Raw genomic sequence first — 18409 nt, 5'->3', positions numbered from 1 at the left:
AAAGCATCAATATTATCTCAACTTCATATTGTTTAGATTAATTGTAGAAGATAAAATATTTTCTAACAAGGTTTTTCGTTCGGTTGGTATTTTTTGTATGCCCGGTCCGGAGAGAACGTAGAAAAGGAGTGGAAATGATGGCGATGGTGATTAATATGAAAAATGATAATCTGCAAGCAGCCCAGGCTTATGTGAATGATGTATATGAAACGGTAGTTGAACGCAATGCGAATGAATATGAATTTCTACAAGCTGTAAAGGAAATTTTTCACTCCCTCGTTCCGGTGCTAGCCAGGAATCCCCATTACATGGAAAACGGCATTCTTGAAAGAATCGTCGAGCCTGAAAGATTAATTTCCTTCCGTGTCCCATGGGTAGATGATCAAGGGAAAGTTAAAGTAAACCGCGGATTTCGAGTTCAATATAATAGTGCGATTGGTCCCTATAAAGGTGGACTTAGGTTTCACCCTTCCGTCAACGCAAGCATCATCAAATTTTTAGGATTCGAGCAAATTTTCAAAAACGCCTTGACAGGGCAAGCAATTGGCGGCGGAAAAGGTGGATCGGATTTCGACCCTAAAGGAAAGTCAGATGGAGAAATCATGAGATTTACCCAAAGCTTCATGACAGAGCTAAGTAAGTATATTGGTTCAGATATTGACGTTCCTGCAGGTGATATCGGTGTCGGCGCCCGTGAAATTGGATATATGTTCGGCCAATATCGTAGAATGCGTGGCAGTTTCGATTCTGGTGTGTTTACTGGCAAAGGTGTTGGCTACGGAGGCAGTCTCGGGAGAACAGAAGCTACTGGCTATGGCACGGTGTATTTTGTTGAAGAGATGCTAAGGGATAAAGGCCTAAGTTTTGCCGGCAGTACCGTCGTTGTATCGGGATCAGGGAATGTTTCCATTTATGCGATTGAGAAAGCACAGGAATTTGGTGCAAAGGTTGTCGCATGCAGCGATTCCGGAGGCTATATTTATGATGAAAACGGTATTTGTCTTAATACACTAAAAAGATTAAAAGAAGTTGAAAGATCAAGAATTTGCGAATATGTAAAAGAACACCCGCAAGCAAAATATGTAGAAGGAAGTCATGGTATTTGGACAATTCCGTGCGATATCGCTCTTCCTTGCGCAACTCAAAATGAAATTGATGAAAATTCAGCCAGAATTCTTGTCGCTAATAACGTTAAAGCAATCGGTGAAGGTGCAAACATGCCATCGACACTTGATGCGATTGATTTATTTCTTGAAAATGAAGTGCTTTTCGGACCAGCAAAGGCAGCTAATGCCGGCGGTGTAGCGGTGTCAGCGCTAGAAATGGCTCAAAACAGCTCACGCGTTCCATGGTCTTTTGAAAAAGTAGATAAAAAACTGAAGAAAATTATGTCAGACATTTATCGCAACAGTGTAAAAGCGGCAGATGAATATGGCCAGTCAGGTAATCTTGTGGCAGGCGCAAACATCGCTGGTTTCACAAAAGTGGCAGATGCGATGATTATGCAAGGGATAATATAAGAACAGACCTAAATAAAAACAAGGATTCCTAGAGAATCCTTGTTTTTATTTACCGAAAAGTAGATAAATTCCAGTAAAAATCAGGATAACGTATGTAAAAGTCCGGAAATTTTTTTGATTTATATGATGGAAAAGCAATTGACCGAAATAAAGGCCCACAATGACAAGGGGGAGCGCAAGCGCACTGGAAGTCCAAGCTTTGGCTGTCGTTCCGGCAAAGATAATCTGTATGGACAAACTAACAAAATATATGAATAAGTAGAAGGCTAATGTTGTACTCCTAAGCTTTTCTTTCTCTGCATCTGTCCCAGAAAAATAGAGGAGCAAGGGCGGACCCGGCATACCAATACTTGCCGTTAATATTCCTGAGAATCCTCCGACGAGGAGGTCTCTCCCATTTTCCTGTCTAACCCTAACATTTAAAATCAATAATAGCGTCAAAAAGAGAATAAGCAAACTGACTCCTAACTTTAGCATATTCAGATTCACTGACAAGAATATCCAGAGTCCGACTGATAAGCCAAATATACTCCCAAGGATAAACCTTCTTAACATCCCCCACTCTACATCTTTCCTGATTTTTCTTATTAAAGCCATGGAAATAATGAGCGACAGAATTAAATTAATTTGGATGGCATCTTGTGGTATAAATAATAGAAGCAGAAACGGTGTAGCCATAATCGAAAAGCCGAACCCTGTACTAGTTTGCAGGATGGAAGCCATTAAGATGATTATGGCAAAAACAACATACTCAAACATATGTAAAAATCCTTTCTAAAAAACATAAACTAAAGCCTGAATCGTAAATCATATGATTCAGGCTCTTTTTTTCCCATTATACTTGTCTCGCCCAATGGCGGTGCTGAGCAATCGCATGAATGAATTCCTTGCTTAGGCTCCCAACTTCTTCTTCAGTACGGGCAATAACGACACCTGCACCTGTTTGCTCTGCAGTCGATATTCCTGCTGCAGTAAGTAATTCGACACCTTCGTTTGCAGCACCAATCGTTTTATAATGATGATAGCTATCAGCAATAAAATCCTTAGCCTCTTTTAGCATCGATAAACTTGCAGAACTCTCTGTTCCTCCAGCAACATATACAGCATCATATACAACGGAGTCAGTTGTCAAAAATGTTGCATCCACCTGCAGATTTTTACCATCTGCACTTTGGATCATCCCTAAATGCCTGCTAATAACCTCCCCATGGACACCAGCTTCTTTCAACGCAGTGAGAATGAGGTTTAGTTCGTCGGCATTAAATCCATTGTCAACTAACAGAGCCACCTTTCGTGTTTGCGCTGTTTTAACCGTATTCATCTGACTTAATGCTGGAGATGTTTCTGTTACATTAGATTCAGTCGTGGACCCCTCTGGAGGATTAGCTCCTACCCCGATTGCAATCTGTCTAGCAAGCTCGGAATCTACATTCGCAAACATATCGACAACTTGCTGGCGAATATCAGGGCTTTTCACTTTGCCTACTTCAAAGCGGAATGCCTGTAAAATATGATGTTTCTCCACCTCAGACATACTATTCCAGAAAAGCTTCGCCTGACTATAATGATCCTTAAAACTATCGCTGCGCCGTTGCACCTTCCGTCCTTCTACCTTTTCTTCATAGTGCACATATCCACCTTCCTCAGCTGTTGCAGGTGACGGATCATTATGTGCCATAGAATTTTTATGATAGCTGACAGGACCTTTATTAATCGCCATCCGGCTATAACCATCACGTTGATTATTATGGATTGGGCAGACCGCTTTATTGATTGGAAGCTCGTGGAAGTTTGGTCCCCCAAGCCTGATCAGCTGTGTATCGGTATAGGAGAATAATCTTCCCTGCAGCAGTGGGTCATTTGTAAAATCTATTCCCGGGACGACATGACCTGGATGGAATGCAACTTGTTCCGTTTCGGCAAATACGTTATCGACGTTGCGATTCAAGGTCATTTTTCCAATAATTTTAACAGGGACAATCTCCTCCGGCCAAATTTTGGTTGGATCCAAAATATCAAAGTCGAACATAAATTCATCTTCTTCACGAATAATCTGTACGCCAAATTCGAATTCTGGATAATCGCCCATTTCAATGGCTTCCCAAAGATCTCTTCGATGGAAATCGGGATCCTTCCCGGCTATCTTCTGTGCCTCATCCCAGACTAATGAATGAATGCCGAGTACAGGTTTCCAGTGAAATTTTACAAAATGAGCCCTTCCCTCTTCATTCACAAATCTGAAAGTATGCACGCCAAAGCCTTCCATCATTCGAAAGCTGCGGGGAATCGCTCTGTCAGACATATGCCACATAACCATATGGGCTGACTCGGTATTGTTGGCGACAAAGTCCCAAAACGTGTCATGTGCCGTTGCTGCTTGAGGTATCTCGTTGTGAGGCTCTGGTTTGATTGAATGAACAAGATCGGGAAACTTAATCGCATCCTGGATAAAAAATATCGGGATGTTATTTCCAACTAGGTCATAGTTTCCTTCTTCTGTATAGAACTTTGTAGAAAAGCCCCTGACATCACGCACTGTATCACCTGAACCGCGAGAACCGGCCACTGTGGAAAAGCGGACAAAAACAGGAGTTTTAACTGCTGGATCCTGTAGAAATTTCGCTTTCGTATACGGTGTCATAGATTCATATAGCTCGAAAACTCCATGTGCCGCAAACCCTCGGGCATGGACAACGCGCTCTGGAATTCTTTCATGGTCAAAATGGGTTAATTTCTCTCTGAAATGAAAATCTTCCATAAGCGTGGGACCTCGATCACCAGCTTTCAGGGAATGCTCATCTTCAGAGACTTTGAGTCCTTGATTCGTTGTTAACTTTTTTCCGGTATCATCCACGCGAAAATGGTCTAATTGCTGATTTTTTTTATTTTCATGCAGTCCATCATTATCGTATTTCATCATTTCCCCTCCCAAAATAGTAAATGTCCATCATTGATGGTTTACCCTTAAGAGAGTGGAGAAAACTAGCTTATTTTAATAGACTTTCATTTCAATCGGCAGCACTTTTCCGGGATTAAGGATATTATTTGGATCAAGGGTATTTTTAAGGGCAATCATCACATCCAATGCGGCTCCGTGTTCTTGTTCCTGAAATTTCATTTTTCCAATACCTACCCCATGCTCCCCTGTACAGGTCCCGCCAACCCGTAATGCATAGGCGACAAGTTCTTCGTTTAATTGCTGCATCTTTTTCACTTGCTCTGGGTCGTTTCGATCGTATAAAACGGTCGCATGAAAATTCCCATCACCAACATGACCAAGCACTCCTCCGTCTAGTCCTAAGCCATCGAGCTGATTACGTGTAAATTCGACAATTTCCGGGAGTTTTGAAATAGGTACGCATACATCTGTACTAAGGATTGAAAGCTTTGGAAAGCCATGGCTAAAAGCATAATGGAGCTCGTGTCGAGCCTTCCACAGGTTGGCGCGTTTAATGGAATCTGTTTCAAATACAAAGCCGGTGCAACCTGCCTCTTCCACAATCGCTTGAACGAAGTCGATATCTTCCTCATTCCCCGATTTATTTCCATGGAATTCAAGGAAAAGTGAATGCTCTTCCGGATAATTAGTTCCACTAAAGTCATTTACTTGTTTAATGCTTCTTGCATCAACAAGCTCAACCCTGGCAATGGAGATTCCTGCGGTTAATATTGCTGCCGCTGCATCTACACAGCTTCGTACTGACGGGAAGGTACAGCGCGCTGCAGTAATATATTCAGGAATCCCATGTAATTTAAGCGTTATTTCCGTGAACACACCAAGCGTTCCTTCCGATCCAACAAACAAGCCGTTTAAGTGATAGCCCGAGGAAGATTTCCTTGCCAGACTGCCTGTTTTGATGACTCGCCCATCTGCCAACACAACCTCCATGTTGAGGATTTGATCACGCATCACACCGTATCGGACTGCAAGCGTGCCGCTGGCATTTGTGGCTGCCATGCCACCTATGGAGGCGTCGGCACCCGGGTCAACAGGAAAAAACAGTCCATATTTTTTTAATTCATCATTTAAACGGTGGCGCGTCACTCCCGGTTGAACTTTCACAGTTAAATCCTCCGGCCTCACTTCAAGAATTTGATCCATTCTTTCAAAGTTAATTGAAATTCCTTTTTTAATAGGGATTGCTTGACCTTCAAGCCCTGACCCGGCACCATATGGAACTATAGCAATCTGATGCTCATTTGCATAACTGACAATTTTCTGCACGTCTTCTGTAGACTCGGGAAAAACAACGGCATCAGGCTCTATTTTTGGATGATGCGACTCATCCCCCGAATGATGTCTAAGCAGCGTTTCATTAATAGTCACTTTATCTGTTCCAATCAAAAAATATAAATCCTCAAGTAGATTCAAATTTTATTGCCTCCTTATATTTTTATGTATCCAACTATTGTTGGCAGCAATGCCATATCAGACAAGCCCGGCACGGTCCAAATATTCCGAGATACACTCATTCTCACTGCATCATTGATAAAGTCACAAGTCCATGTATCAACGAATGGGGTACCTAATAAACGAATGGTCATTTCGAATGTATTCCGATTTTTCCATGTCCCACTTGCAGCTGTCTTCACATGATGACCTAGCAAGCTAAGCTCACTCTCGATCCATTCGCTGTTTCCAACCCGAATATGATGCTCGCCATCACCATCCCGGAAGGTAAAATCGCTATTTTCATCGGAAAAATCAAAAGAAAACGCCGTTACTCCTGCATCATTTGGCTGTACATCAAAACATCTACCAGACCACTTAGAAATGTTTGGCGATGTGTTTAGGATTTGTGGCGGCGCATATGCCAAGGAATCCAGTTTACTCCCAAGATCAACCTCCAGATCGAATGTATTTGACATACCAGGCAGTAAATAGGTCCATACAAGATCGAGAATGCTAGACATTTCCATGACACCCGCGGTTACTGCTACAACGGCATCCTGTTCAGGAAGAACGACACAATATTGGCCAAATGCACCATCTCCGCGATAGGCTCCATGGCGACACCGCCAAAATTGATAGCCATAGCCTTGTGCCCAATCATTATTAGCATCATCCCCGTTGGAAATTTGCTTTTTCGTAGCTTCATCCACCCAGTTTTCCGGCAAAATTTGTTTACCTTCCCATACTCCTTTTTGCAGATAAAGCAAACCAAATTTAGCGATATCCTCAATCTTTACATTCATTCCAGCCCCGCCAAAGTGAATACCCATTGGACAGGAAGTCGTCGTAATATCACTCATGCCGAGTGGTTCAAATAACCGCGGCTCCAAGTAATCTAATAGTTTCAAGCCGGTTACTTTTGTTAAAATAGCTGACAACATATAGGTAGCGCCGGTATTATATAGAAAATGAGTACCAGGCTCATGTTCAATTGGAATACTTAGAAATTCTTTTACCCAATGATCACTTCTTCGTAAAAATGGAGTCGTATCAACGCTATGCCCCGTAGACATCGAAAGTAAATGACGAACCTTTAAGTGCGCCATATTGTTTGCAATGGCTTCGGTTACATCTTCAGGAAAAAAGGAAATAACAGCATCATCAACGGAAAGCTTCCCTTCCTCTATCGCTAATCCGATTGCTGTAGACGTAAAACTTTTACTTAATGAATTAAGGATATGCGGGTGATCTGGATTGTACGGCGACCATGTACCTTCCGCAACAACGTGCCCATGTCTTAACAACATAAAGCTATGAACATCAATTTCTTCTCGTTTCAAAGCGTTAACAAAGTTGAGAACCGATGTAGATGAAATATTCTGAACTTCAGGCTCACATCGAGGTAATTTCGTTTGTATGATCATTTTTCTACCCCCCTCTGAATATCGCGCAACTCTCGCCAGCCAATGACCTTTATATTTTCTTCTCTAATAATCTCCTTAACTTCCGGATCTCGAAAAATATCAAATTCATATTTTCTTACTTGCCATGTATCAGTAATTCCTTTTAATTCGTCTGTATCAAGTGAAGGGTGAAACAATAATTCTGTTACGCCTGGTTTCAAACCTTTTAATAAATTGATTGCATTCTGTTTGGAATCTTCATAGCTTTCTCCTTCTTTTAATATAAAGGGAAGAGCAACAACGTTATCTGGATAAAGGATGCCTTTGCTATCAGCTAGTTGTGCGACCTGTTCTAAACTTTCTAGTGAATAACCAGGTGGTGGATTTTTCGTAAAGCGAAGCGGAAGATTATATGTAGCAGCGACATTAATATGGATGTCCATGAAAAATAAATACGCTCCCATATGACTATCAATATGTGTTGGGTCTACTCCCATCTTGAGGGCAGTCTCAATTTGAGCAATTATTTCCTCTCTAACCTGTTCCCGATCTGCTTGAGCTACTTTTTCAAGATCAGCTGGAAAATAACCGAATTCATTCACCAAAGTATCTACATTTCCATTTTGATTCACCGGTCCCCATTTATAGTGATCCCATTCACTTGTCAGGGTCAAATGGATGCCAACGTCATATTTCGGATTACTTGCAGCTGCCTTTGCTGCTTCAAGCGACCATGGACAATTGACCATTAAAGTAGTAGAAGAAATGGATTCTTCATCTAATAGCTGAATAATCGCCTGATTCGTAGCATGACACATCCCAAAATCATCTGCATGAATTATCAATAGCCGTTCATTATTTTCCATATGCATCGTCCTCCCTGAATGAATCCGCTTACAGTTTGTTCATAATTTAACATAATTACTATGAAATAACAATAAAGGAATGCAAAAAAGGCATCGAAGAGAGGATCTCTTCAATGCCTTTTAACGTTAATTATAATTTAACAACGTTTGCTGCTTGGTCGCCACGGTTACCTTGAGTGATGTCAAAGCTTACTTTTTGACCTTCTTCAAGTGATTTGAAGCCTTCGCCAGTGATTGCTGAGAAATGTACGAATACGTCTTCTCCGCCTTCAACTTCGATGAATCCGAAACCTTTTTCTGCGTTAAACCATTTAACTGTACCTGTGTTCATTATGAAAAACCTCCAAAAGTTTGTTACTTAATAGCGATGTAAAAAAACGAAAATTCACATGCTTTTCCGGACATACCATCAAAATATAATCCGGAAAAACATGTGAATTATAAGATTTAGTACTTATTAAGTGTATAGTCATCATAACACGACCAAAAGTAGAATGCAACTCTCCTTTAAAAAGAAATCAACTACTCATCTTGTTCTTTTAACAATCCTCTGCATTCTATGTGCAAAGATTCCCGCTAAAACCGCCAGTAATAGATCTTTTGGGAGCGGAACGGCCATCCATGCCCAAGCAATTTTATAGGAAAAAACCTCCGGGGCAGCTGACCAAAGTTTATAAGCAAAGTACATCCAGTTCGTGCCGAACAAATAATTGACCGCTGTTCCCGCCAAAGCAGCAATAATATAAAAATGAAGCTTGCCATTTTTTTCAATGATTTTCCCTGTAATATAAGCAACTAAAATAAATGAAAGAATAAATCCGAAAGTTGGGTGAATGATCGTGCTGATTCCACCACTGAAGCGTGCAAAGACGGGCGCTCCTGCCAATCCGATAAACGCATATACCATCATTGAGAGAGCTCCGATTCGACTGCCAAGAAGTGCACCGGCCAATATGGCAAAGAATGTTTGCAATGTGATTGGCACACCACCAATGACCATAAAGGGCACAAATGACGTAATATTTGCCCCAATCATCATTAACGCTGAAAACATGCTGGCATAAACCAGATCCAACGTCTTAAGTTTACTTCTTGTTCTAACTACCGCTGTATTCATCTTTTCACCTCAAGTATTTATTATAATAAGAGCATAATAGATGACTGGATTATATGTCAACCTAATTTATTTTATAGTTAACATATATTTTATTGTAACGAAAAGTATTCTCAAGGTACTAATATGATGAAGGCACGAAAGTTGTCAGGGAGGGGGCATCATGAACGAGCTCGAAGAACTATATAAAGAGATTCAGCCGAAAATTTATGCTTTTTTTTACGTAAAAACATTTGATCGAGCGTCAGCTGAAGATTTGACTCATGATGTCTTTTATGAGGCGGTAAAAGGATTCTCCTCCTTTTCTGGCAAATCCACATTACAAACGTGGATATTTTCCATCGCAAAAAACTTATTAAAAAAACATTACCGATCAAAAAAATACGTCGAAAACTTGAAGGACCAATTGGCTGCGGATGAAGCTACTCCTCCGTTATCCCCTGAAGATTTATACATGCTTAAAGAAGGAAATGAAAAACTCTTACAGCAAATTAGCAAATTAGATGACCTTTCAAGAGAAATCGTAACCTTAAGAATTTATGGGGAGCTCTCGTTTCAAGAAATCGGCGAATTAGTTGATAAAACCGAAAATTATGTACGTGTAAATTTTCACCGTTCGAAATTAAGGCTGCAAAAAGAAATGAGGGTGAATGATGAATAAGGACTGTTTTATTGCAGAAGATTTGCTGCCATTATACAACGAAGGTCTGCTGCAAGCAGAAACAGCAGAGTGGCTCGAGTCACATTTGAGAACGTGCCCAAATTGTCGGGAGCTTGCACTGCTTTCAAAGGAACCGGTTCAAACTGACCCAATTACTTCAACGGTTGATCATGAAAAAATGATGTCAAAAATTAATTTAAAGCTTTCTATATACCAAATTATCTTTGTAGGTCTATCATTCTTCTTTGCAATTAAAACTTCCCTTTTAAACGACAGCTTCGGCTTTATATTATCGTATGCTATTTTGGGAGTTGTCACCTATTTATTTTACAGAAGTTTCTTGATTGTGATTGCCATTGCCTTTTTACCCATCTTCATTTGGTCAATCATTCATTCAATCAGCGAGTTTACATCCGGAGAGATTACACATGCTCAATTATGGTTAGGTATCCCAGGGGCGGCTTTGCTTGCGGGCATTCATCTTGTATTCGCCATGATAGGGTGCCTCATCGGTTTACTAATTTTAAAGCTTAAGGAAAGAGGCTGATAACATGAAAAGGAAAAAATGGTTATATATCGTCTTACTTATCGTTTTAGTTGTTCCAATCTTGCTTTTTTATCAAGCTTTTAATGGGAATCCCGTTACTAAATATGCTTCGAAAAAGGCATTGAAAAGCTTTTTAGCGGAGAAGTACTCTGATCATGAATATCGTATTAACAATGAATTTTATAATTTTAAAATTGGCGGTTATACGTATCAAGTCGTACAAATAGGTGATGAACAACAAGCGAAGTATGAATTTGAGGTGACAGGTTTTTTGAAGCCAACGGTTACTTATGACGGGATTTATTATGCGAACCTAGATACCCCCCTCATGGAAAAACTATCAGAAGAAGCTGCCGCAGAGCTGACATCCGTGTTGGCTGAGAAAATTCCCGAAATCAAAGATATGTATGTACAAATTGAAATCTTGAAGGGGAAATACGCCGCAGATACAGAATGGAAAAAAGATTTAAAATTAGAAAAACCAATGTATATTAATCTCACCGTCGACGTGACTAACATGAGCAAGGGAGGGATCCTAGCGACTGTTCAAACCATTCAGCAAACACTGCAATCAGAAAACTACGAATATGATAGAGTTAGCTTTAACGGAAATATAATGGATCAAACGATAGATGGCTACGTAAAATACGCAATTGGATTTGACACAAACACAAAAATAAAACTAAAAGATATAGAAGAATTCGGGCGGTGACAGGCACCACCCGAATTTTGTCGAATTATCTTTATAGGAATTTTACGCAGACGCCTTCTGGTACTTCGACTTCGGATTCAAGTTGGGTAAGTTTCCCTGTTTCTTGATTTCTTGCAAACAATACTAGGTTGTTTGTGTGTTGGTTAGCACAGACAATAAAGTTTCCACTTGGATCTAAAACAAAGTCACGCGGCCACTCACCGCCTGTTGGTGTGTGCTCTACAAATGTCAGTTCACCGGTAGCTTCGTCGACGCTAAAAACGGCGATACTGTTGTGACCACGGTTTCCTGTATATACGAAACGGCCATCTGGAGAAATGTGGATGGCACTCGCATCATTCGTTTCATTGAAGTCTGCGGGAATTGCACGAATATATTGCTTTGCAGTAAAGCTTCCTTGAGCTTCGTCATAATCGAGAACGACCACTTCAGAACGCAATTCAGTCAGCAAATAAGCTTGTTTCCCATTTGGGTGGAAAGCAATATGACGCGGACCACTGCCTGCTTCTACATTGAGCGTACTGACTCTTTCCAAAGCATCATTTTCCACTTTATACGTAACAACTTCATCGATTCCGAGGTCTGCTACGACGATATATTTCCCGTCAGGCGTAGGTGCCGTATAATGAACATGCGGCTTTTCTTGTCGCTCGTGAGGACCAGTGCCATGATGTTGAGAAACAAAAGAAGCTGGTGCTACACCACCATTTTCATTCACCTTGTACAAATCAACTGTGCCCTGATGATAATTCCCTGTTACAAGTACAGTTCCTTTAACATCTAGATGACAAGGCGGAGCCCCTTCTTGTACTTGCCTATCAATAAACGTCAATTCTCCTGTTTCTGCGTCAAGAGCGTATGCAGCTACCCCACCGGATTTTTCCTGTTGGGCAACCGAATATAGATAACGTTTATCTTCACTGATCGTTATATATGTAGGACTGCCTACTTTTGCTGCAACCTCTACTTCACCGAGCGTTCCCGCTTCTGCATCGAGGACAAAACGGTAAATCCCCTCACTTGCTTGTCGCGTGTAAGTCCCAACATATCCTATGTATTTCTTCGCCAAAAACAATCTCCCCTTTCGTAATGATCTATCATCATTATAGCATTCGAATATTAAAAGGGCGCCCATATTTGGGACGCCCTTTAATGAATTATTTATATACTTTCATTCGCTCATCAATGCTATTAAATTGCTTCTCACCAGGAGTGGCTGTTGGTTTTCCAAATGGCATTTGTGCGATTAGGTTCCAGTTTGCCGGGACATCCCAGATTTTCTCCACTGCTTCATCAATGATTGGATTGTAGTGTTGCAAAGAAGCTCCGAATCCTTCTACTTCCAAGGAAGTCCATACTACATACTGGAGCATGCCAGATGATTGAAGGGAATACTCCGGGAATTTCTCTTTATATAATGGAAATTGTGCTTGCAATGACTCAACTACAGATTGATCCTCGAAAAACAAAACTGTTCCATATCCATTACGGAAACTTGCCATTTTTTCTTCAGTCGGCTGGAATTTATCTGCAGGGACAATTTCTCTCAATGCAGCTTCTGTGATGTTCCAAAGCTTGTCATGGTTGTCCCCAAGAAGGACAATAACTCTGGCACTTTGTGAGTTAAATGCTGATGGCGCATGCTTAACCGCATGGGCAACAATTTCTTCAATTCTTTCATCAGATACAACACTTTCCTTACTTATGCCATAAAAGGAACGTCTTTCTTCAACTGCTGTATAAAAATCTTGATTAGTTTTTATCATGATATATTCTCCTTAGTCGTTAATTTAATATAAATGCCAGACGGATCTTTCGTAATAATTTCCCCGTTTTCTTCAGACATCCATGCGTTTATTTTTTCGAGTTGGTTCACTACTTTTCTTTTCTCGTCCTCGTCTCTTACCACAATTGAAAACCACTTTAATCCTGCACTATTTTCTGCTGGTGCTTGTCCGCCAGCACTGTTCCATGTGTTTAGTCCAATATGATGGTGATATCTATCTTTTGAAATGAAAAGTGCTTGACTACCGTAATTAAGCACAGGGTCAAAGCCGAGTCCCTCACAGTAAAATTGGCGAGTTTTCTGTAACTCAGACACTTGCAAGTGGATATGCCCGATGATGGTATCTTCAGGCATTCCCTTCCATCCTGCATCAGAGGCATCGCCCAACAAGCTCTCAATATCAAGAGCCTGAGTAGTCATATAGACTTGATCACCTTCCCATTTCCACTCTTCAGGTGCCCTATCAATATAAATTTCAATACCGTTGCCTTCTGGATCGGCAAGATATAACGCTTCACTTACATGATGGTCCGAAGCCCCTTGCAACTGAGTACGGGTTTGAATAAAATGATTTACGATATCTGCAAGATCTGAGCGATTTGGCAATAAAAATGCTATATGGTATAGACCTGTCGTTTGCGGCTGACGCGGCGTTGCATCATCTCTTTTTTCAAGAATCAGCAAAGCTGTTTTTCCGTCCGCAGATAAAGCAGCTTTATTATCTGTTTGCTCAATTATTTGAAAACCAAGTAAATCTTTATAAAAGGCAACTGTGGATTCTAAATTTTGTACTTTTAATACCACTTGCCCAATAATAGAATGTGAATGGGACTGCACGATGAGTGACCTCCTTAAAAAAATTACTTACTTTACGTAAGTGACTATATAATAATTTGCATCTACCGTCAAATAAGCTGCATCCGAAATAAAAGTTAGTTAAAAAATAAAACAAGTGGTATAATTAGATTAGCGAGGTGAGTGAAATGCAAGAATCAGTGTGCCCAAAGTTTGAAAAGGCAATGAGTATATTAGGTCAACGTTGGACGGGTTTGATTATTCACCAGCTCCTCAATGGCCCGCAGCGTTTTTGTACCGTTGAAGCTGCTATGCCAATCAGCGCCCGGGTTTTATCAGAAAGACTTAAGGACTTGGAGCAAGAAGGAATTGTCAGACGCCAAGTATTCCCTGAAACGCCAGTCAGGATCGAGTATTCCTTGACAGATAAAGGATTAGCCTTACAGCCTTTAATGAAAGAAATTGAAAAATGGGGCGAGTCTTGGCTTGAAATAAATAAAGAAGAATCTAATATTTAATACCGACTGCTCATGAAGAGACAGTCGGTTTCTTTATTTTCTCCGTTGGTTTGCGTTAATATGTAGATATTAAGAATAAGGGAGATAAGTTCAATGAAAAATGAAATCATCCAACGATTTGTTTCGTATGTAAAGGTAAACACGCAATCAGATGAAAATAGTCAAACATGCCCATCAACCTCAGGCCAGTTAACACTTGCAAATATGCTTGTGGAAGAGCTTAGAAAAATTGGTATGGAGGAAGTTTCCATCGATGAAAACGGCTATGTGATGGCGACACTTCAGGCAAATACGGACAAGCATGTGCCAGTGATTGGATTTCTAGCTCACGTAGATACAGCAACAGATTTTACGGGAGACAATGTTAAACCAAATGTGATTGAAAATTATGACGGCAAGGAAGTTGCATTTAATGCAGGGATTGCCCTTTCACCGCAAGATTTCCCATCGTTAGCTAATTATGTAGGCCACACGATTATCACCACTGATGGCACAACATTGCTTGGTGCTGATAATAAGGCGGGTATTGCTGAAATTATGACAGCAATGGATTATTTGATTAAGCATCCGGAGGTCAAACACGGAAAAATAAGGGTAGCTTTTACTCCTGATGAAGAAATCGGCCGCGGTCCTCACAAGTTTGATGTTGAAGCATTCGGAGCTGACTATGCTTATACGATGGATGGCGGTCCGATTGGTGAATTACAGTATGAAAGCTTTAATGCAGCTGGCGTGAAGCTCACTTTCAAAGGAACGAATATTCATCCAGGAACCGCGAAAGGGACGATGGTAAATGCGGCAAAAATAGCCATGGAATTCCATAGTCACCTTCCTGCTGAAGAAGCACCTGAATTTACTGAAGAATATGAAGGCTTCTACCATTTAATTTCTTTTCACGGTGATGTAGAAGAAACGAAGCTGAATTATATTATTCGCGACTTTGACCGTGAAAAATTTGAAGCTAGAAAAGCTCACGTAGAAAAGATTGTCGAAAAGCTTCGCGAAAAGTATGGACAAGAGCGAGTGATTCTTGAAATGAATGATCAATATTACAATATGAGAGAGAAAATTGAGCCTGTAAAAGAAATTGTCGACATCGCTGCAGATTCGATGAAGAGTCTCGACATCGAACCGATTATTTCACCAATCCGCGGCGGTACGGATGGCTCACAATTATCCTATATGGGACTGCCAACACCGAATATTTTTACAGGCGGAGAAAATTTCCATGGTCCATATGAATTCATTTCGGTAGATAATATGGAAAAGGCTGTCAATGTCATTGTGGGAATTGCTTCATTGTTCGAAGAGCGGGCTTAAGGATAATTTTCACTAATGACATTTGAACTGGTTGACCCACTATCCGGGTCAACCGTTTTTTAATTTATTGCAAAATTCGTTATTAACAGTATAATGAATACAATATACGAAGGAGTGAAGGCATCAATGAAGACGTTAGAAAGAATCAGTCAGTTTGCCGGCAACACGTTTGCTGTCTGGGTTTTACTATTTGCCGCCCTGGCATTTTTTAGCCCAGGAGGCTTTACATGGATCGCGCCCTACATATCAATTTTGCTTGGAATTATTATGTTTGGAATGGGTATGACCCTATCCATGGACGATTTTAAAGAAGTGTTTAAACAGCCGAAAAAGGTTGCCATCGGTGTTATTGCCCAATTTACGATTATGCCGCTTATCGCATTGGGCCTTGCCATAGCATTTAAGCTGCCACCTGAGGTTGCAGCAGGTGTAATCCTTGTTGGCTGCTGCCCTGGCGGTACCTCATCAAATGTCATGACTTTTTTAGCAAGAGGAAATGTTGCCTTATCCGTTGCTATTACATCTGTTACAACTTTATTGGCACCTATTGTGACACCTGCTTTAATTCTACTGCTCGCGAGCAGATGGCTTCCCGTTTCTGCAGGAGACATGTTTTTGTCCGTTGTAAAAATTGTTCTCATTCCAATTATCCTTGGATTAGTTGCAAAAATACTTTTCCGTACACAAGTTGAAAAGAGTGTAAAAGCTTTGCCTCTCGTATCTGTAGTTGCGATTGTTGCAATCGTAGCAGCGGTTGTCAGTGCCAATCAGCAGAAAATTGCTGAGACAGGGCTTCTTATTTTACTAGTTGTCATTTTGCATAATTCACTTGGCTATCTGTTAGGCTTTTGGGCTGCACGCCTGTTTAAGATGAACTATCCTGACCAAAAAGCGATTTCAATTGAAGTTGGCATGCAAAATTCTGGGCTCGGCGCTGCATTAGCCGCAGCACACTTTTCACCGCTCGCCGCAGTACCTAGCGCCATCTTTAGTGTTTGGCATAACATCTCGGGCTCATTGCTCTCAACATGGTGGGGAAAGAAAGCGTCTGCTCTGCCAGTTGATGCCAAAACTAATAAATCAGCATAATTATGAATCGGGTGAGGAACTCCTCACCTACGGCGGCCTCCGCCTTCTCTGTCAGAGTGTACAAATTAAAAAGTATTGACTTTCACTTTGCCACCTGCAATAATACATAAGACAAATGAATCAGATTGCCTTTAATCCAGTCCCGTGAGGCTGACAAGGTTGCATGCACAAGCTACTTGTGCGTGATTTTAGCATAGCGATGAATTTACCCATCCGATTATTATGCACCTTGCCTGTCTTTGGGCAAGGTGCTTTTTGCTGCCCAAGGACCCGATCTGATTATCTAGGCAAAACTATAAGTTAAGGGGAGATATCGGATGAATCAGAGAGAAATTCAAGTAGATGAACGCTTACCATTATTACAAAGCTTACCACTTAGTTTCCAACACTTATTTGCCATGTTTGGCTCAACAGTATTAGTTCCAATTTTATTTGGAGTCAATCCCGCAACAATTTTATTAATGAATGGAATTGGCACACTGCTTTATATTTTTATTACAAAAGGGCAAATCCCTGCCTATCTTGGGTCAAGCTTCGCTTTTCTCTCTCCTGTTTTTGCAGTTTTGAGCAAATATACAGGCGGAGATGGTTACAGCTATGTACTCGGCGGATTTCTAGCTGTCGGAATTGTACTAGTCCTTGTCGCATTGATTGTAAAGGCAGTGGGTACAGCATGGATTGACGTGATTTTCCCACCAGCAGCTATGGGAGCAATCGTTGCTGTTATTGGACTTGAGCTTGTGCCAGTCGCAGCAGGTATGGCTGATTTAGTAAAACCGGCAAGCGCACCTGCAGATTGGGTAGCAGATCCAAAAAACATCCTTATTGCATTATTAACACTTGGCATTACAATCGTTTGTTGGGTCACATTAAGAGGATTTTTGAAAATTATCCCCATTTTACTAGGGATTGTATCAGGATATGTCATTGCGTACTTCTTCGGAGTGGTCGATCTCACAAGCGTAAAAGAAGCATCTTGGATTTCTATGCCAACTTTCTATCAAATGAAATTTAATGTGTCAGATATTCTCATTATCTTGCCTGCAGCACTCGTCTTAATTCCGGAACACATCGGGCATTTGATTGTAACAGGCAATATCGTCAAAAAAGACCTTGTGAAAGATCCGGGTCTAGATCGCTCAATGATGGGGAATGGGATTTCAACCATTCTTTCAAGCTTCCTTGGAGCTACCCCTAACACAACATACGGTGAAAACATCGGTGTTCTTGCGATCACTCGTGTCTATTCTACATGGATCATTGGTGGAGCGGCCATCATTGCCATCGTACTATCTTTCTGCGGAAAATTAGCTGCACTTATTTCTTCGATTCCTACACCAGTAATGGGCGGTATTTCGTTACTATTATTCGGAATCATTACAGCAAGCGGTATCCGTATGCTTGTCGAAGCAAAAGTTGACTATAGCGTATCGCAAAACTTAATCTTAACTTGTGTGGTACTAGCGATTGGAATTAGCGGCGCTACAATCCACCTTGGCAACGTCGAATTAAAAGGAATGGGACTTGCAACAATCGTAGCCATTCTCCTTAGCCTCTTCTTCAAACTGCTCGACACCCTAAAACTATCAAACAACTAAAAACCGGGCGGTGCCTGTCACCACCCGAAATTTGGTGAATTTTGTCGAAGAAAAGACCCCGTAAATTACGGGGTCTTTTCCTATGTA

18 protein-coding genes are annotated in these 18409 nt (G+C 40.9%); 8 read left to right on the top strand and 10 right to left on the bottom strand.

Annotation, left to right across the window (positions count from 1 at the left end):
* Positions 1–137: 137 nt before the first annotated feature.
* Positions 138–1520 (top strand): NADP-specific glutamate dehydrogenase, encoded by a 1383-nt coding sequence (gene gdhA, locus KHA88_RS10985; protein WP_213098565.1) that lies wholly within the window; start codon positions 138–140, stop codon positions 1518–1520.
* Between the two features lie 45 nt (positions 1521–1565).
* Here the strand turns inward: gdhA and KHA88_RS10980 are convergent, their stop codons facing one another.
* The 7 genes from KHA88_RS10980 to KHA88_RS10950 all read right to left on the bottom strand — a co-directional run bounded on the left by KHA88_RS10980 (position 1566) and on the right by KHA88_RS10950 (position 9299).
* Entirely contained in the window at positions 1566–2279 is a 714-nt protein-coding gene (locus KHA88_RS10980) for a sulfite exporter TauE/SafE family protein (protein ID WP_213121939.1), read from the bottom strand.
* A 76-nt stretch (positions 2280–2355) separates the two neighbouring features.
* Positions 2356–4437 carry a catalase gene (locus KHA88_RS10975; protein WP_249308480.1) on the bottom strand — a complete coding sequence of 694 codons (2082 nt, stop codon included), beginning with the start codon at positions 4435–4437 and terminating at the stop codon, positions 2356–2358.
* Between the two features lie 75 nt (positions 4438–4512).
* A complete protein-coding gene (locus KHA88_RS10970) occupies positions 4513–5892 on the bottom strand; it encodes an FAD-binding oxidoreductase (protein ID WP_213098568.1) in 1380 nt (459 codons plus the stop codon).
* 14 nt (positions 5893–5906) lie between these two features.
* Entirely contained in the window at positions 5907–7337 is a 1431-nt protein-coding gene (locus KHA88_RS10965; RefSeq protein ID WP_249313058.1) for a serine hydrolase domain-containing protein, read from the bottom strand.
* Positions 7334–8182, bottom strand: a complete 849-nt coding sequence (locus tag KHA88_RS10960) for a polysaccharide deacetylase family protein (RefSeq protein ID WP_249313055.1) — start codon at positions 8180–8182, stop codon at positions 7334–7336. Before KHA88_RS10960 ends, KHA88_RS10965 begins: the two co-directional genes overlap by 4 nt.
* 130 nt (positions 8183–8312) lie before the next feature.
* Entirely contained in the window at positions 8313–8513 is a 201-nt protein-coding gene (locus tag KHA88_RS10955; RefSeq protein ID WP_213098570.1) for a cold-shock protein, read from the bottom strand.
* Positions 8514–8708: 195 nt separating this feature from the next.
* Complete coding sequence (locus KHA88_RS10950) at positions 8709–9299, bottom strand: biotin transporter BioY (RefSeq protein WP_213107679.1); 591 nt, start codon at positions 9297–9299, stop codon at positions 8709–8711.
* A 160-nt stretch (positions 9300–9459) separates the two neighbouring features.
* On the opposite strand from KHA88_RS10950, the gene KHA88_RS10945 reads away from it, so the two are divergent.
* From KHA88_RS10945 to KHA88_RS10935, 3 genes are read left to right on the top strand one after another with little or no spacing between them, the layout of a single operon-like run.
* Positions 9460–9957 (top strand): RNA polymerase sigma factor, encoded by a 498-nt coding sequence (locus tag KHA88_RS10945; RefSeq protein WP_213121937.1) that lies wholly within the window; start codon positions 9460–9462, stop codon positions 9955–9957.
* Positions 9950–10504, top strand: a complete 555-nt coding sequence (locus KHA88_RS10940; RefSeq protein ID WP_249313046.1) for a zf-HC2 domain-containing protein — start codon at positions 9950–9952, stop codon at positions 10502–10504. Before KHA88_RS10945 ends, KHA88_RS10940 begins: the two co-directional genes overlap by 8 nt.
* 4 nt (positions 10505–10508) lie before the next feature.
* Positions 10509–11216 (top strand): YfjL-like protein, encoded by a 708-nt coding sequence (locus KHA88_RS10935; RefSeq protein ID WP_213121935.1) that lies wholly within the window; start codon positions 10509–10511, stop codon positions 11214–11216.
* A 31-nt stretch (positions 11217–11247) separates the two neighbouring features.
* Here the strand turns inward: KHA88_RS10935 and KHA88_RS10930 are convergent, their stop codons facing one another.
* The 3 genes from KHA88_RS10930 to KHA88_RS10920 all read right to left on the bottom strand — a co-directional run bounded on the left by KHA88_RS10930 (position 11248) and on the right by KHA88_RS10920 (position 13839).
* Positions 11248–12285: a lactonase family protein gene (locus tag KHA88_RS10930; protein ID WP_430413699.1), complete on the bottom strand. Its 1038-nt coding sequence runs from the start codon at positions 12283–12285 to the stop codon at positions 11248–11250.
* An 88-nt stretch (positions 12286–12373) separates the two neighbouring features.
* A complete protein-coding gene (locus KHA88_RS10925) occupies positions 12374–12982 on the bottom strand; it encodes a nitroreductase family protein (RefSeq protein ID WP_213121933.1) in 609 nt (202 codons plus the stop codon).
* Positions 12979–13839: a VOC family protein gene (locus tag KHA88_RS10920; RefSeq protein ID WP_213098577.1), complete on the bottom strand. Its 861-nt coding sequence runs from the start codon at positions 13837–13839 to the stop codon at positions 12979–12981. Before KHA88_RS10920 ends, KHA88_RS10925 begins: the two co-directional genes overlap by 4 nt.
* Positions 13840–13985: 146 nt before the next feature.
* Between KHA88_RS10920 and KHA88_RS10915 the strand changes: the two genes are divergently transcribed.
* The 4 genes from KHA88_RS10915 to uraA all read left to right on the top strand — a co-directional run bounded on the left by KHA88_RS10915 (position 13986) and on the right by uraA (position 18322).
* Positions 13986–14315 carry a winged helix-turn-helix transcriptional regulator gene (locus KHA88_RS10915; RefSeq protein WP_213098578.1) on the top strand — a complete coding sequence of 110 codons (330 nt, stop codon included), beginning with the start codon at positions 13986–13988 and terminating at the stop codon, positions 14313–14315.
* A 93-nt stretch (positions 14316–14408) separates the two neighbouring features.
* Positions 14409–15635 (top strand): peptidase T, encoded by a 1227-nt coding sequence (gene pepT, locus KHA88_RS10910; protein WP_213107667.1) that lies wholly within the window; start codon positions 14409–14411, stop codon positions 15633–15635.
* A 126-nt stretch (positions 15636–15761) separates the two neighbouring features.
* Positions 15762–16724: a bile acid:sodium symporter family protein gene (locus tag KHA88_RS10905; protein ID WP_213107666.1), complete on the top strand. Its 963-nt coding sequence runs from the start codon at positions 15762–15764 to the stop codon at positions 16722–16724.
* A gap of 317 nt (positions 16725–17041) precedes the next feature.
* Positions 17042–18322: a uracil permease gene (uraA, locus tag KHA88_RS10900; RefSeq protein ID WP_213121932.1), complete on the top strand. Its 1281-nt coding sequence runs from the start codon at positions 17042–17044 to the stop codon at positions 18320–18322.
* Positions 18323–18409 lie beyond the last annotated feature (87 nt).

Origin of the sequence: Lederbergia citrea (genome assembly GCF_018343525.1) — a bacterium.
GTDB classification, from domain to species: Bacteria; Bacillota; Bacilli; order Bacillales; family Bacillaceae_C; genus Lederbergia; species Lederbergia citrea.
The sequence above is the reverse complement of the archived record's forward strand: the minus strand, read 5'-3'. Positions and strand labels throughout refer to the sequence as shown.